The organism is Algoriphagus sp. 10J20-15 (genome assembly GCF_055809615.1).
Window position 1 is genome coordinate 1 of sequence record NZ_JBVVUG010000020.1, and the last position, 15010, is coordinate 15010.

Consider the following 15010-nt stretch of genomic DNA (forward strand, 5'->3'; position numbering starts at 1 on the left):
AGTCGTACAAGGCGGAATCCCTTTCCCAGCGGGCTTGGCGGCCGCATTGAGTTTGCTGATGCCCCAGGTGGAGACCTTGCCGGGGAAGTTTTGAAGGATGATATCCATTCCGCCTTGTTTCAGGATTGGCTCCACACTATTCCTTCCCGTTTCGATTCGTTGGCAACGGATCCAGTGTGGGTCCAGCAAACCATACGAGCGGTGGAGCTGATGCTTCAGGGAAGGGTACAGGAAAGTGGGGTTCTTTGACCTAGCTGCAGAATTATCCCAGTATCTGCAAGACCAGCTGTTGGGAAGGTATGTGCTTGAAAACTACAGATACCTGAGAGTCTCGAGCAGGAGCAGGTTTTCAAGTAAGGCTGAAAAGAATGGTCAAAACTCCCTCTGGACTTTACAGAGCCGCTGGAGTAGCTTTCCGAGCGGGAGTTGAAGGGGAGGGAATTTATACCGGGTAACGCTCACAGACTCTGGATGGCAATGCCTACTCTCGTCTGACTCATTGAGAGGAAAGACGCTCGTCCTCTCTCTTTTGGACTTCCGGTAGCTGGAATTCTGTACGGAACACTACACCCTGCACGCTCTAGGGAGGTATTTCTGGAATTGAAGGATAGGGAAGATTTGGTTTTTGTTTCTATCAATGCAGATAAGGAACACAAGCCGATGGAGAGAGAGTATTCTGTCAGACCGTTTTACACATCCTGATATGCTGCAACTGCATCAGGATGAAGGCACAGGGATTCTTGAAGCTTACAAGATACTGCTCTCCTTTCCCTGAAAAGCTTCTGATAGACCCACAGCACAACCTTTTCCTGCTCACCAAAAACCAATATTCTCCTCTGGAGTCTATTAGCCTAATTGAAAAAGCCAATGGAGAGCACTTTTCTTATTTTACAAACGAAATCTCATGCAGAATGAAAAATATACTAGTTCTCTTTATCTCGTCTGTGTCTGAATAAATGAGCGTACGCAGGCGCAGGAACAACCTGGTCTCCTGAAAGGTATAATCCTAACCAAGGAGGATGCAAAACCCGTGACGCAGTTGCGTTAGTAGCACTGGGGAAAAGTAATCAGCTCGCTATTACCGATGAGAGCTGGGGAGCTTTATGCTATGGAAAGCTATTCCGGGACTCATACGAACTGACAGTTTCCTATTTAGGTAATGATTTCCCGCACTGTTTTAGTGACGCTACCTTTGGAGGAAGAGCTGGTAATATCCCTGTTGACGGACAGTAGGCAGCTGACAGGAAGTTACGGTGAGGTCCACTGGCTATCAGAATCTCCCGGTGGAGCGGGTGACTTGGTGTCATTTGCCGCAATGGACAAGGAGTTGGTTAGCGGCAGTGTCACAAGCAATTTTCTGGATAGACTCGATAATGTTGTGTCCGGTGTGACATTCGACAGTGGCCACTGGGGACCGGGGGAGAGAAACTTTCCATTCGAGGCCTGATCCACACTCTTTGCAAATGCAGAGCCGCTTATAATAGTGGATAATTTCCCGCAGCGACGGTCCTCTGGAAAGCATCAATCCAAACGATATCGAGGAGATCACAGTTTTAAAAGATGCCGCGGCTGCATCCATCTGGGGAGCAAGAGCTGGAAACGGGGTAATAGTAGTGACCACTAGCAAAGGCTCCCGTCTATGGGCTCCTGTAGAAGCTTCAACTGCCTCCGTCGGATGATTTTCAGCAACCTGACCTACAGTTACGTTCCTCAAATGGATATGGGGGATTACATAGCACAGTAGAAAGGCAGTCGTTTCAAAAAAACTACTACCGCTCACAGGAGATCAGCTCAAACAAGACAGCTCTTTCTCCTGTGGTAGAAACCCTGGATAGCACAGCGGGAGGGCAGGATCAGTGAATCCGAAGCAGAAGTGCAGCTGGAGCTATACAAAGGAAGGGATCTGAGGACTGACCTATCCCAATATTATTATAGACCACGATTGAACCAGCAATACGCATTGGCGGTGTCAGGCGGGTCGGCATCACAGCAACTCACCGGTATAGTGTGGGGTATGACAGGAACCTACAGAATAATCATAGGGAATGCTGATGATCGCTGGACATTTTCAGGTGAAGATTTCATGGAGTTTCTTCTTTAAAGATAAGTTAAGCTGGTCTGTCGGGGCTTACCATGGAACCGAGAGCGGAGATATCAATACCACGGCGGCGCCCAGCACAGCGCCTTATGGATCGCTCGGCCGATGAAACAGGAAGCCCTTTGCCTGATCTGATACGTACCTTTCCCAACGTTACATCAATTCTTCGGAAGGGAGTGCCGCTTTTAGATCGGCACAACATACCACTCAATGAAGTTGGGCCAGTTGGATATACAGGTATGACAAACTCGATGGCAGATTTCAGATCCTCGGTCGAATTTCGAACTGGCAAAAGATCTGAAGATTGGGGCATCCTACCAAGAAATTGGGGATTCCGAGGAAGAGCTAGCGACAGAAGTCCTGAAGGCTTGGCGGATTATGTTCGGGATCTGGTCAATAGGTTCACTACGATCGGGGAAAACGAACTGGTGAAGCAAGAGGCCCTTGCCAGATGGAGATATCCTGAACTCTTTCCGGAGACATTTTCCCCTTTTCACACACAGTTAGAAGCCAACTGACCTATCAGAAATACTGGTCAGAAAAGCACAGGCTCTCCTTATTGGCAGGCACTGGAGATCAGAGATCTCAGGCAGGAATCCGATTCCATGCGTCTATGCACGGGCCATAATGATAAGCTGGGGACCAGTGCTGCCTGTGGATTTCCATCAGGCTGACGCTTCCCAGTCATGATCATACTGAATTCAAGTAGATCCCATTGATCCGACAGAACAAGCCATGGTGGGGCTACAGACAGATTTGTGTCCTTCTACAGCAATCTGGGGTACCTGACTGCAAAACAAGCTGGGATGCTACCTTCAGCATTCCAAAAGGACTCAGTCTAATTTTTTTGGTGTAGAATCAAACGCAAAAGGGACAGCGCCGCTCTGGTCTGCAGGTCTGGGATGGACCTTGAGTGAAGAACCATGTTCCTCCCTTCTGAATGGAGCCCTCATCCAAAATGGAGGGGAAGCTATGGCTACAGTGGCAATTTGGATGAAAGGCATCCTGGGCTTCTGACTGCTGCCTATTTCACACACAGCCACCTCATGCCTTTATTCCCAACATTCCGGGTGCCTGATATCCCAGAATCCACCGAGTCCCTGTATTGAGATGGGAAAAAGTAGGAATCTGGAATACTGGTTTGGACTTTGAATCTACATCAGGGAGCACTTGCTGCCTCCTTGGAGCTCCACGTGCAAAAGGGGACAGGACCTTATCAGCCAATTTGAATGTCCCTGCATCTACAGGATTTACCAGTGTTACAGGAAACTTTGCCACTACCCAGACCACAGGATTGGATGTAGTAGTAGGAGCGAATTGGCTAAAGGGTACGTTGAAGTGGAAGACCGACCTGCTTTATTCCCACATAAGGGATCAAGTAATCCAGGTAGATGTGACACAATCGGCATCGAGCCTCTGGTGACCTCCGGATTCTCTGCTCTTCCTGCTCCAATTGAAGGCCAGCCCTTTTTTGGTATTTATTCCTTCCCTTGGGCTGGACTCAATCCTGACAATGGAAATCCAATGGGATTCCTGGATGGAGAGCCCTCTGAGAATTACGGGGCAATCATTTCATCACTCAGCCCGGATGACCTAGTTTTTCATGGATCGGCACGTCCAACGGATTTTGGTTCTCTGAGAAATTCCCTTTCATGGAAGGGGTTCAGTCTTTCGGTAAATATTTGATATGGTCTTGGCTACTATTACAGGCGTAGATCCATAGACTATAATACCCTTCTGAGAGGACAGCAGATAGGACATGGAGATTTTGATAAGCGATGGAAGGAGACAGGAGATGAACTGCTAACTGATGTGCCATCCATGCCCACATCAGCAAATAGTATCCGAAATTCATTTTATATGTATTCAGAACCTTTGGTGGAAAGGGGAGACCATATCCGCTTGCAGGACATTCGGTTTTCCTATTCTCTGGCAAGAAGGAAAAAAATAAGTTGCCATTTTCCAGAGCCGAGTTTTACACTTATGCAAACAATCTGGGAGTCATCTGGAAAGCTAGCGATGATGAACTCGATCCTGATTACCAAGACTGTAGCCCCAAGAACAAGCATTGCTATGGGAATAAAAATGGATTTCTAACTCTTCAATTGAAATAAACGCATGAAATCGAGCATAATCGAAGCGACAAACAATGGGTTGATCTTTCACCCTGCGAGATTCTTCCGATCCGCCGTGGCGGATCGGGAGCAGGCTATGTGGCCATAAAAAATCAAATTATAAACACATGAAATTACACTATAGAATATTAATGTTACTTGGATTGCTTATAAGCACATCCTGTCAGGGGTTTTTGGATGAAAAACCTACTAAATCCATCCTTGTGCCTGAATCTGTCCCGGATTTTGAAGCATTGCTTGATGGATATGGGACAATGAACCTGACGACTATCCTGCCTTTTATGTTTTCAGATGATTATTGGACATCAAAGTCCAACTGGCAGAATTTCAATTCCTGCAACAAAGAGCATATTTGTGGGATTTAGACCCCTATCTTCCTGATGAGCCTCCTTTGGATTATTCTATTATGTATAGAAAAATCAGCTATGCCAATGTCACACTTGATAAGCTAAATGAAGACCCTGACTGGCTAGAAGAAGATAAAATGAGGCTGAAAGGAAAAGCATTGTTTTGGAGGGCAAGTGCCTATTTTGAACTGGCGGTATTATACCTGCCTATGCCTTCCAGTACTTTAGATAGCGATGAATTTGTGATTCCTATGCCATCAACAGCTGATATTAATGCTGCACAAGAGCTTAAAACATCAGAAGAAGTATTTACGGAAATCTTAAATGATTTGCAGGAGGCGATTCTCTTGCTTCCAATAAAAACAGACTATGCTACTCAGCCGTCTCTTTACGCTGGTTATGGACTATTGGCTAGGATCAGCCTTTATTTGGGGAATTATTCTGATGCTGCTACTTATGCTAAATTAGTATTAGATGGAGGTTTTACCTTAATGGATTATCAGGATCTGGATTTTTCACAGGCTTATCCCTCTCCTTTATTTAACTCAGAAACTATCCTATTTACCTTTCTTGCTCCACAAGGCTCAGTTTCCGGTGAGAATGTAGCTTATGTAGATTCTCTTTTTGTCAAAAGTTTTGACTCATTAGATCTAAGATCAAAGTTTTTGTTTGAGAATAATATGAATTCAACATCTTTCAAAGGGAGTTATACAGGCAATTATGAGTTGTTTACCGGAGTTGCCCTTGATGAAATTTATTTGATTTTAGCGGAAGCCCATGTTCGATTGGGAGATATTGAAAAGGCGAAAAACTACTTGGATATCTTATTAGCATCCCGGATAGTTGATTATGCAGGTAATGAGGATCAACAAAATTATTTAAAAACAGTACTTGAAGAAAGAAGAAAAACACTGTTGTATCGAGGCCAAAGATGGGCTGACCTAAAAAGGTTCAGTTATCACGATGGGGAGCAATTAACTTTAAGGAGATATGAGGGAGATGAATTTGTGATATTTGAGGGAAAACCGGAGAACTTCCAATTAAAGCTTTCAATCCGGGAGCGGAACCTATTGTATTGAAAAAAGGGAGAGTCAGGTTACGTTTCTGACTCTCCCAGATTAAATTAAGCCGGTGTTAAATTACTGGCATTTTTGACAACAAATAGCTGTCCTGGTGCAGAGATTGGATTCCCCATCAATGATGGGTCGTCATACAGACAATGCTGAGATCCTGACTCACACTGGTAAGTGTTAATGCCTGGATCAGTATCGGTAACATCGTACCAGATACCTCCACCTTTGCCATATTCTCTATCCTCTTTTGGAGAGTTAAACGCAAATGCTGCAAAGGCAGCAAATACGAAAGCGATCATGGGCAATGCGCCCTTTACTTTATTCATAAGATGCCCTGTTTTTTAACAGATCAAAAACAGGGAAACCGTTTCTGGTTGTTTGCCTACTCTGATAAGGGTTTTCGGCATCTCCCTTCCAGGAATTCATCAGCATAAACCAGCCTCGAGCTCTGGTCTTTTCGAGGAATAAATTCCCATTCTTATTTTTTGCAGCCCATTCTTGCAAGGTTTTGGGCTGTGGGGCGGTTTCAGCAGCCGCCCCTTTTTTAACCTTTGGGGTTTTCAAAACCCCGAAGGTTTCTACCTCGGTTCCTGTAATCTGGAACACCCCCAACCATGGTGTGTGTCTCAACGACCATTTTTTATTATTAAGCCGTTCACCTCACATCCGAAATCAATTCAGGTTCCATCTTGCTGGCATTTGGTAATCGTCTCTGAATGACGATTCTGGGTCAGCGCTGGTAAAACATTATACTTCTTTGAGCTGGGGTTGAAACCCCAGCCTATTGACTACAATCCTATTTCTTGACCGCTTCCAACTTCATCATTCGATATTCGAAATTGTATATTCATCATTATTAACAACTAACATCGGTCACCCAACACTAGCCATCTCCATCCATGGTCTGTGTCTCAACGACCCAACAATCCATGACTTTTGCTAATACATTCTACTGACTAAAATTCAGCGGTTTAATTGCATATTCTTTATTCAACATTTCTAACAATGATGGCTACCCGTTTCCATCTTGCTGGCATTTGGTAATCGTCTCTGAATGACGATTCTGGGTCAGCGCTGGTAAAACATTATACTTCTTTGAGCTGGGGTTGAAACCCCAGCCTATTGACTACAATCCTATTTCTTGACCGCCTCCTACTTCATCATTCGATATTTGAAATTTTACATTCATCATTAATAACCTACGGCATGCTCTCCAAATTCCAGATCTCTTACCATTTTAAATTCTCAATTCCTTTATTTTAAATTGTAGCCAACCAACACCTGTCCTCCGTGGCGGAACTTCCACCCATTTTAAATTTTAAATTATCAATTCCTCCTCACCGGACACCGGACACCGGACGTCCAACATCCTTCTCACATCCGAAATCGATTCGGATTTCATCTTGCTGGCATACCGAATTCATCTCCGAATGAGGATTCCGGGCCAGCGCTGTTGAACATTATACTTCTTTGAGCTGGGGTTGAAACCCCAGCCTATTGACTATAATCAGGTTACTTTACCGCCTCCTACTTCATCATTCGATATTCGAAATTTTACATTCATCATTAATAACAATTAACATCGGTCACCCAACACTAGCCATCTCCAACCATGGTCTGTGTCCCAACGACCATTTTTTCTTACCGAACCGATCATCTCACATCCGAAATCGATTCGGTTTCCACCTTGCTGGCATTTGGTAATCGTCTCCGAATGACGATTCTGGGCCAGCGCTGGTAAAATATTATACTTCTTTGAGCTGGGGTTGAAACCCCAGCCTATTGACTACAATCCTATTTCTTGACCGCTTCCAACTTCATCATTCGATATTCGAAATTGTATATTCATCATTATTATCAACTAACATCGATCCCCCAACACTAGCCATCTCCATCCATGGTGTGTGTTTCACAGACCATTTTTTCTTACCGAACCATCCTTCTCACATCCGAAATCGATTCGGATTTCATCTTGCTGGCATTTGGTAATCATCTCCGATAGACGATTCCGGGCCAGCGCTGTTGAACGATTACAACCTTATTCCCAGGGTTAAAACCCTGGACTCACCCATCTTGCATACCTACGGCATGCTCTCCAAATTCCAGATCTCTTACCATTTTAAATTTTAAATTCCCAATTCCTCCTCACCGGGCACCGGACATCCAACATCGGACAACTTCCCCAATTTTAAATTCCTAATTCTTACATTTTAAATTATTAAGTCCCCACACCGACACTCCAATACACACCACATTAAGAACAAAATGCTCCGCCCATCCCAAGCTTTCAATTATCCCCGCACAGTTGCACGGCACCCTAGGAAAAGCTCCCACCCAAATTAGTCCCACATAAGTAGTAAATACTGTCAGCAGTAATATGCTGCCTAGATATCCCCACCATCGGGTCACTGAAAAGAGCAGGAGCAGGGCGAGAAGCAACTCTGTAAATGGAATGGCATAGGCTAGAATCTCTGCCAATTCTCCAGTGAAAAGTTTGATTATAAAATGCTTTTCTACTCGCATTAAAGCGGATTACCTTGTCTAGACCAGTGTAGGTCCAGAGAAGGATTAGAAAAGTGCAGAGGATCCTATTCATAAATTTGTCATATATAACATTGACTTACCATTTGCTTGAGTATATCCAAGCCTGTTGAAACCCCAACCGTTTAGAAAAATTAGAGACATGTGATCAATTGATTGTAAGCCACTTGGCGTATCCATTAAATTTTTCGTCTAAATCACGCCAATTGGCATTTTTTCCTAAAAAAAATTTAGTCGTCGCCTTTTTATTCTTGACATAAATGCTTGTTAACATTAAATTAACAGTGTGGATTTAGTCTAAATAATGATTGTAATCTGCTTTTTCACACACGGGATAGTATTGTTTAATTAAATAGAAAGGTCATGGACAGAAAGTACCGTTTGCAATTGATCGATTTTTATAAAAGTCTAATGGAGATTTCTGAAGAAGATCTGTCAGCTCTTTTTTCAAGACTTGATCAAAAAAGGTTTAAAAAAGGAATGATTATTAAGGAAGCTGGCAAAATAGATCAATTCTCACGCTTTGTTTGTGAAGGACTGATTGGGCTTTACAGAGAAAAGGATGGTACTCCCAATTTGGAGTATCTTTTTACTACAGGGGACATTGCCACAGAATTTCATTCTTATTACACCAATCAGGCGAGTGAGTATTACCTGAAAACCCTCAATGATGGGGTCTATATTGAGCTATCTGCTGACTCTCAGGAATATGTAGCCAAAAAAAATCATAACCTCATGAAATTGGAATCAAAGGTTATGTCCTATATCATGAGTAGAAGGACTGAAATGAATGGAATTAGATTGTTGGGACTTGAAGCTGGTTATCGGGAACTGGCAAAATACCTGGGAGACTATATCTTCCTATTAAAGCAAACGGACCTAGCTGGCTTATTTAATTGTAGTCTAAGAAAAGTATCCCGCTGGTATAGTGAAAAAGGATCCAAAGACTTATGAACCTCTCTATTTTACCGGTGTCTCTCAATTTACATACACGCAGTGCAGAAGCAGCAGCTATTGAATGGGGTTGGAGTTTTGGTTTAGTGGACGATGAGTTAGTCTTAAAAAGTGATAAAATCCTGTGGTTTGCTGGTTATGCATTGCCAGATCTTGACAAACCTCAGCTGGAGCAGGTTACCAAGTTTTTCTTCTGCCTAACAACTCTGGATGACTTGCTACAAGATTGTTTTTACGAGGAGGCTATGGAGTTCTTTCACAGATGGGAGGAATATTCATTTTATCAGGAATTTGAAAGTCCATTTAGCTCATTGTGGTTTGCATTGGAAGATGTGCTTGAGAATATGTCAGATTTAAGCGATCAGGAATGGTTGGATACACTGTGGTTTTATCTGGATGATTACCTACAGGCAAGACGCTGGGAATATTATAATATAAAACAAGGTATTATCCCAGGCATGAATTTATTCACTATGCAGCATGCCTATGGTTCAGGTATTTACCTTGCTATCCACTTCCTCAAATTGCACTTTCCGGCAGAGGAATACCCTATCGAATGGGTGGAGCAACGTATAGCTAGAATTCTATGCCTCTTCGCAGATTTAAAGGCATTTGAATTTCATGGGAAAACCCAAAGTAGCCAAAATGAATTAGTGCTACGGCAAATTCATACTGGAATATCCGACGCTGAGGCTTGCAGACATGCGGTCAATCTCATATCCATACTATTTGATAGTTTATTGGAGATAATTCAGGAATTCAAAAATGAAAATAAGACCCTCTCTGAATGGGCAGATCGTTTACTATTATTGCTAGGAGGATGTCTGTACTGGTCCGAAGAAAATGCTCTTCGGTATGGAACCACTATAAATGGAGTGAAAAAGACCTAAATGAGAATTCTGATGATCACAAAAAGATGTGTAATCTATGCTAAGGATGTTCAGCGCATTACCGGACGGAGTGAGCGGTACAGCCATGATGTACTACGAAAAATCCGGGAACATCTTGAAAAAGGGGAAAAGCAATTTGTTACTGTGGCGGAGTTTTCCGCATTCTCAGGAATACCCGAAGAAAAACTAAGGGAATATATATTCTAACTGGCATTGCCTTAATTCAAGTGATATTATAATCCCAGTCCTAGTAAGGGATGAGCATATGCTGCTAGTAGTCAAAGGCATACTTCCTCCCTTAATTCTCCCTTAATCCTCCCTTGTAGTTCCCTTGATTCTCCCAGTGAGTAAGGGAAGTTCAAGGGAGCAATATGGGCTCAGGTGTGAAGCTTTTACGGGATTGACACCCGTAATCCTAGGCTATTAATTTAAAAACAACTAATAATGGGAAAGGTAACAGATTCACTATTAAGTGGAGTCGTAGGAAAAGTCGGTAATCTCGTGCTCTATAAGCAGAAGGGAAAGACTTTTATTAAGCAAAAGGCCACAAGGTCTGCTGACTACAAACCATCCAAACTGCAACTTTACTCAAACAATGCTTTTGTGGAGGTACAGCAGTTCTTGCTTCCAATAGAATCCATATTGGCCATGGGTTTTGAGCGCTTTACTTCAGGAGGAAAACGAGGGATTCACTTGGCAATGTCCTGGGCCCTGAAGCATGCAGTGGAAAATGAGGATGGGATTCCTCGCCTCTATCCAAAAAAGATCAAAGTATGTGATGGAGATCTTGACTTGTCCCCCGGAATGAATTTGGTGAAGGAGGAGGAAAGAAAGTATTCCATCTATTGGGATGTTGGAGAGGTAGGTCGTGCCCGGCATTCAGATATTTGCTGGGTGTTGATCTATAATCCCCTTAGCAAAAAGTTCCGATTGATAGATGAAGGGGTATATAGAAAAAGAGGTTTGTTAGCGTTTACCCTAGACCCAAATTTGGATTTAGTTGGCGGATATGTATACGTTGCCTTCTACCGTTTGAAAAAGAATAAGGCCAGGTACTTTTCAAGTTCTGTTTGCTTGGGTAGTCTGGAATAAGTAATTCTTCAAGATCCCTACCATTGAAAAGTAAAAAGTCATTCTATGTCTATTTATACTGATTCAGTTGATCCCGGATATTCCGGGATTTTTTTTATCCGTCTAAGACTGAGTAATACAGCTAAATCCTGAACTTATAGCAGATTCTGCTCTATACTGCACATTCAATTGATATCCAGGCTTATAGGGATGAATTTTCCTGCATGTTTCACTTAAACCCCATATACTTATGGCAAAACAAGCAGGAGTTATTACACTAAATGGAAAGGTAGGAAGACTCTCTTTCTACAAATCCAAAGACGGATACCTCGCCCGTGAAAAAGGAGGTGTCAGCAAGAGCCGCATCATGAATGATGCACGCTTTGCACGTACCCGGGAGAACCTCAAAGAGTTCGCCGATAATGCTACTTCGGCCAAACTCGTTCGGGATGCTTTACGTCCGGTAATCGCTAAGATTGGAGACAGCAGACTGAGTCAGCGAATCACCCAGGTGATGATGAAGGTGCTGCAATCTGATCTTGTCAATAACCGAGGAGAACGTATGGTACGTGCAGGCGACTGGAGTCTACTGAAAGATATGGAGCTGAATGCTTCCAGTTCCCTGGGTAGTACGCTCTTTTTGGAAACTACCTACACGGATTCCCCAACGGCATGGGCGGTAGCCATCCCGGCTTTTGTCCCTCAGGATTATGTGGCAGTACCTAAAGGTGCAACCCACTTGAGGATATCGGCTACAGGAGTGGGACTGGATTTTTCGACGGGTGCAAGAGCAGTGCAAACTGCTGTTTCAACTTTGCTTCCGGTAATCGATCCGGCTGCGGCAATCAATTTATCCGTTGATAAAGCCCTGCTTCCTGGCACGCACAGAGCTTTTGTGCTCAGTGTGGAATTCGTCCAGATGGTGAATGGCAGCGAGTACTCCATTAACAATGGGGCGCACAATGCGGCCAAGATGGTAGGCGTAGAGCAGGTCTAAGATGAGACTGGTACTTCACCGCAAGTACAAAGCAACAGTAACCCTTGGGAGATTATTTCTAGGGCAGAAGCAGCTCTGCTTTACCCGTGAGCCTCCCAAGGCCTGCTTTGGAAAAGAGATCGCCTGTCTGGCAGAAGGAGTGTACGAGCTGGAAGCTATGCATTCCGAGGGGAAAGGCTGGGAGATAGGAATAGGGGACAAAGGTAAAATCTCTTTTTACCAAGGAGAAGATAAGCTGGAATCCAGTTCCCTCTATCCTGTGACCAGCTATAGAGCCGACGGGACACCGCTATTCACGAACCTAGCATTTCTCCAGTTGATGGAGAGACTGGAGTCTGAATGGGAGCGGGGGGAGATTGTAGAGTTGCAGATAGTATCAGAGCAAGTTCCATATCTCCTTGAATCATGTCTGCAGCGGAGCTATTGCTAAGTCTGGCGGGAGTGGTGACCATGATGCTGCTTTCAGTGATTGCTTACTTTCTAAAATTGCTGATAGAGGATACAAGGCAGTTAAGGGATGAGTTAGCCAAGTTGAAAGAGCTCTTTTACCGACTTGAAGCCGAACAGGCAGTGATAAAGAATGTGATGCAGCGTACCCGCAGTCCAAGGATTCGCAGATCCTCTCGAACGAAGCAAGAGGATCCTTCGGGCTGCACCACTCTGTAATCGCATTTTGCAAGAAGCTCTTGATTCAGGCAATTTGTATTTAAGCCGGAGGGGATTCCTCTCCGGTTTTTTTATCCCAGTTCCAATAGGGGAGCATCAACATTCACCCGTTAGAATGGCCTCTATTGTCCTGCTTCTCCAGAAGCTGGACTCAACTACTACCAGATACGGACCAAGCACCCCTTTCCATGGTCTGTGTCCCACAGACCATTTTTCTTTATTAAACCCCACATCCCACATCCCAAATCCCAAATCCTACATCTGAAATCTGAAATTGATTCGGTTTCCATCTTACTGGCACTTCGCCTTCGTCTCCGAATGAGGATTTCGAGCCAGCGCTGTTGAAACCTTATACTTCTTTGAGCTGGGGTTGAAACCCCAGCCTATTGAATACAATCCTATATCTTGACCGCTTCCTACTTCATCATTCGATATTCGAAATTTTACATTCATCATTAACAACATCTAACATCGGTCACCCAACATCCAACACCAGCTATCTCCATCCGTGGTCTGTGTCTCACAAACCATTTTTTCTTATCTGTTGTCCTGCTTCTCCAGAAGCTGGACTCAACTACTACCAGATAAAGAACAAGCCCCGAACTTCCACCCATTTTAAATTTTAAATTCTCAATTCCTCCTCACCGGACACAGGACGTCCAACATCTATCTCACATCCGAAATTGATTCGGTTTCCATCTTGCTGGCACCAGGCATTCGTCTTCGATAGACGATTCCGGGCCAGCGCTGGTAAAACATTATACTTCTTTGAGCTGGGGTTGAAACCCCAGCCTATTGACTATAAGCAGGTTACTTTAACGCCTCCTACTTCATCATTCGATATTCGAAATTTTACATTCATCATTATTAACAACTAACATTGGTCACCCAACACCAGCCATCTCCATCCAAGTTCTGTGTCTCACAGATCATTTTTTCTTACCAAAGAAAATCCGAAATCAATTCTGGTTCCATCTTACTGGCACTTCGCCTTCGTCTCCGAATGACAATTCTGGGCCAGCGCTGGTGAACGATTACAACCTTATTCCCAGGGTTAAAACCCTGGGCTACAAATTTGCCATGCCTACGGCATTGTTCAGTTTCCAACTTCCCTGCTTTCAAACCTCCGATACCCGCCAACTCCTAACTGCCACCCGCGAAAAGAAATTGCGAGGTGGTAGAACCTCTGCTGTTCGTAAGGGCGCGGTGGGAAGCTGAAATAGCGGGGCAGGCGGCTGGAATGCGGGTTGAAGCATTATTTCAGCAAGCCTTTTGGTTACTTTTGGGCTCAAAAGTGACAAGAAAGAAACCATCTGGCTCGCCTCCCTTCGTTTCTCACAGATCATTTCCTTTCTGTTGTCCTGCTTCTCCAGAAGCTGGACTCAACTACTACCAGATAAAGAACAAGCCCCGAACTTCCACCCATTTTAAATTTTAAATTCTCAATTCCTCCTCACCGGACATCCAACATCCAACATCCATCTCACATCCGAAATTGATTCGGATTTCATCTTGCTGGTACCTCGATTTCATCTCCGATAGACGATTCCGGGCCAGCGCTGGTAAAACATTATACTTCTATAAGCTGGGGTTGAAACCCCAGCCTATTGACTACAATCCTATTTCTTGACCTCTTCCTACTTCATCATTCGATATTCGAAATTTTACATTCATCATTAATAACATCTAATATCGGTCACTCAACATTCAACACCAGCTATCTCCATCCGTGGTCTGTGTCTCACAGACCATTTTTTCTTACCAAAGAAATCCGAAATCAATTCTGGTTCCATCTTGCTGGCATTTGGTAATCGTCTCCGAATGACGATTCTGGGCCAGCGCTGGTGAATGATTAGAACCTTATTCCCAGGGTTAAAACCCGGCGCTACAAATTTGACATGCCTACGGCATTGTTCAGTTTCCAACTTCCCTGCTTTCAAACCTCCGATACCCGCCAACTTCTAACTGCCACCCACGAAAAAAAATTGCAATGTGGTAGAACCTCTGCTGTTCGTAAGGGCGCGGTGGGAAGCTGAAATAGCGGGGCAGGCGGTTGGAATGCGGGTTGAAGCATTATTTCAGCAAGCCTTTTGGTTACTTTTGGGCTCAAAAGTATCAGAGAAGATGATATGGATCTCACATCCGAAATCCGAAATCGATTCGGTTTCCATCTTGCTGGCAAAATGCCACATCTCCTAGAGGATTCCGAGCCAGCGCTGTTAAAATATCATGCTCCGA

At 43.9% G+C, this 15010-nt stretch carries 19 protein-coding genes and 1 pseudogene; 15 read left to right on the forward strand and 5 right to left on the reverse strand.

The annotated features are described in order from the left end of the window. Positions 1-1159: 1159 nt before the first annotated feature. The 4 genes and pseudogenes from AC0L6R_RS08535 (at position 1160) to AC0L6R_RS08550 (ending at position 2616) form a co-directional block, all read left to right on the forward strand. A complete protein-coding gene (locus AC0L6R_RS08535) occupies positions 1160-1447 on the forward strand; it encodes a hypothetical protein (protein WP_473270797.1) in 288 nt (95 codons plus the stop codon). Between the two features lie 64 nt (positions 1448-1511). Beyond that, a pseudogene (locus AC0L6R_RS08540) lies at positions 1512-1631 on the forward strand (TonB-dependent receptor plug domain-containing protein); the annotation flags it as partial. 242 nt (positions 1632-1873) lie between these two features. Continuing rightward, complete coding sequence (locus AC0L6R_RS08545; RefSeq protein WP_473270798.1) at positions 1874-2101, forward strand: hypothetical protein; 228 nt, start codon at positions 1874-1876, stop codon at positions 2099-2101. A gap of 86 nt (positions 2102-2187) precedes the next feature. Continuing rightward, on the forward strand, positions 2188-2616 hold the full coding sequence (locus tag AC0L6R_RS08550) for a hypothetical protein (protein WP_473270800.1): 429 nt from the start codon (positions 2188-2190) through the stop codon (positions 2614-2616). 526 nt (positions 2617-3142) lie between these two features. Here AC0L6R_RS08550 and AC0L6R_RS08555 read toward each other — a convergent pair. Further along, a complete protein-coding gene (locus tag AC0L6R_RS08555) occupies positions 3143-3376 on the reverse strand; it encodes a hypothetical protein (RefSeq protein WP_473270802.1) in 234 nt (77 codons plus the stop codon). A gap of 39 nt (positions 3377-3415) precedes the next feature. On the opposite strand from AC0L6R_RS08555, the gene AC0L6R_RS08560 reads away from it, so the two are divergent. Next, positions 3416-3784, forward strand: a complete 369-nt coding sequence (locus AC0L6R_RS08560) for a hypothetical protein (protein ID WP_473270803.1) — start codon at positions 3416-3418, stop codon at positions 3782-3784. Here AC0L6R_RS08560 and AC0L6R_RS08565 read toward each other — a convergent pair. Further along, positions 3762-3953 carry a hypothetical protein gene (locus AC0L6R_RS08565; RefSeq protein ID WP_473270806.1) on the reverse strand — a complete coding sequence of 64 codons (192 nt, stop codon included), beginning with the start codon at positions 3951-3953 and terminating at the stop codon, positions 3762-3764. The two genes, AC0L6R_RS08560 and AC0L6R_RS08565, sit on opposite strands and share 23 nt — an antisense overlap. Before the next feature lie 5 nt (positions 3954-3958). Here AC0L6R_RS08565 and AC0L6R_RS08570 point away from each other — a divergent pair, with 5 nt between their 5' ends. The 3 genes from AC0L6R_RS08570 (at position 3959) to AC0L6R_RS08580 (ending at position 5659) form a co-directional block, all read left to right on the forward strand. After that, the gene (locus AC0L6R_RS08570; RefSeq protein WP_473270807.1) at positions 3959-4195 is read left to right on the forward strand and encodes a hypothetical protein; all 237 of its coding nucleotides are present in this window, start codon (positions 3959-3961) and stop codon (positions 4193-4195) included. Positions 4196-4340: 145 nt separating this feature from the next. After that, positions 4341-4598: a hypothetical protein gene (locus AC0L6R_RS08575; protein ID WP_473270809.1), complete on the forward strand. Its 258-nt coding sequence runs from the start codon at positions 4341-4343 to the stop codon at positions 4596-4598. Next, a complete protein-coding gene (locus AC0L6R_RS08580) occupies positions 4586-5659 on the forward strand; it encodes a RagB/SusD family nutrient uptake outer membrane protein (RefSeq protein ID WP_473270810.1) in 1074 nt (357 codons plus the stop codon). Before AC0L6R_RS08575 ends, AC0L6R_RS08580 begins: the two co-directional genes overlap by 13 nt. A 44-nt stretch (positions 5660-5703) precedes the next feature. On the opposite strand, the gene AC0L6R_RS08585 is transcribed toward AC0L6R_RS08580, so the two are convergent. The 3 genes from AC0L6R_RS08585 to AC0L6R_RS08595 form a co-directional block, all read right to left on the reverse strand. Further along, positions 5704-5979 (reverse strand): DUF6520 family protein, encoded by a 276-nt coding sequence (locus tag AC0L6R_RS08585; protein WP_473270811.1) that lies wholly within the window; start codon positions 5977-5979, stop codon positions 5704-5706. Further along, the gene (locus tag AC0L6R_RS08590; RefSeq protein WP_473270812.1) at positions 5972-6283 is read right to left on the reverse strand and encodes a hypothetical protein; all 312 of its coding nucleotides are present in this window, start codon (positions 6281-6283) and stop codon (positions 5972-5974) included. Before AC0L6R_RS08590 ends, AC0L6R_RS08585 begins: the two co-directional genes overlap by 8 nt. Before the next feature lie 1566 nt (positions 6284-7849). Further along, positions 7850-8176: a MauE/DoxX family redox-associated membrane protein gene (locus tag AC0L6R_RS08595; RefSeq protein ID WP_473270815.1), complete on the reverse strand. Its 327-nt coding sequence runs from the start codon at positions 8174-8176 to the stop codon at positions 7850-7852. A gap of 381 nt (positions 8177-8557) precedes the next feature. On the opposite strand from AC0L6R_RS08595, the gene AC0L6R_RS08600 reads away from it, so the two are divergent. The 7 genes from AC0L6R_RS08600 to AC0L6R_RS08630 all read left to right on the forward strand — a co-directional run bounded on the left by AC0L6R_RS08600 (position 8558) and on the right by AC0L6R_RS08630 (position 12772). Further along, positions 8558-9148 (forward strand): Crp/Fnr family transcriptional regulator, encoded by a 591-nt coding sequence (locus AC0L6R_RS08600; RefSeq protein ID WP_473270817.1) that lies wholly within the window; start codon positions 8558-8560, stop codon positions 9146-9148. After that, on the forward strand, positions 9145-10038 hold the full coding sequence (locus AC0L6R_RS08605) for a terpene synthase family protein (RefSeq protein WP_473270818.1): 894 nt from the start codon (positions 9145-9147) through the stop codon (positions 10036-10038). The genes AC0L6R_RS08600 and AC0L6R_RS08605 overlap by 4 nt, the downstream gene beginning before the upstream one ends. 12 nt (positions 10039-10050) lie before the next feature. Further along, entirely contained in the window at positions 10051-10245 is a 195-nt protein-coding gene (locus AC0L6R_RS08610) for a hypothetical protein (RefSeq protein WP_283412541.1), read from the forward strand. Between the two features lie 237 nt (positions 10246-10482). Beyond that, positions 10483-11130, forward strand: coding sequence for a hypothetical protein (locus AC0L6R_RS08615; protein ID WP_473270819.1), 648 nt, complete (start codon positions 10483-10485; stop codon positions 11128-11130). Between the two features lie 229 nt (positions 11131-11359). Continuing rightward, positions 11360-12106, forward strand: coding sequence for a hypothetical protein (locus AC0L6R_RS08620; RefSeq protein WP_473270820.1), 747 nt, complete (start codon positions 11360-11362; stop codon positions 12104-12106). A 1-nt stretch (position 12107) separates the two neighbouring features. Next, positions 12108-12536 carry a DUF5675 family protein gene (locus AC0L6R_RS08625; protein WP_473270821.1) on the forward strand — a complete coding sequence of 143 codons (429 nt, stop codon included), beginning with the start codon at positions 12108-12110 and terminating at the stop codon, positions 12534-12536. Next, entirely contained in the window at positions 12512-12772 is a 261-nt protein-coding gene (locus AC0L6R_RS08630) for a hypothetical protein (protein WP_283414961.1), read from the forward strand. Before AC0L6R_RS08625 ends, AC0L6R_RS08630 begins: the two co-directional genes overlap by 25 nt. The last annotated feature ends 2238 nt before the right edge of the window (positions 12773-15010 follow it).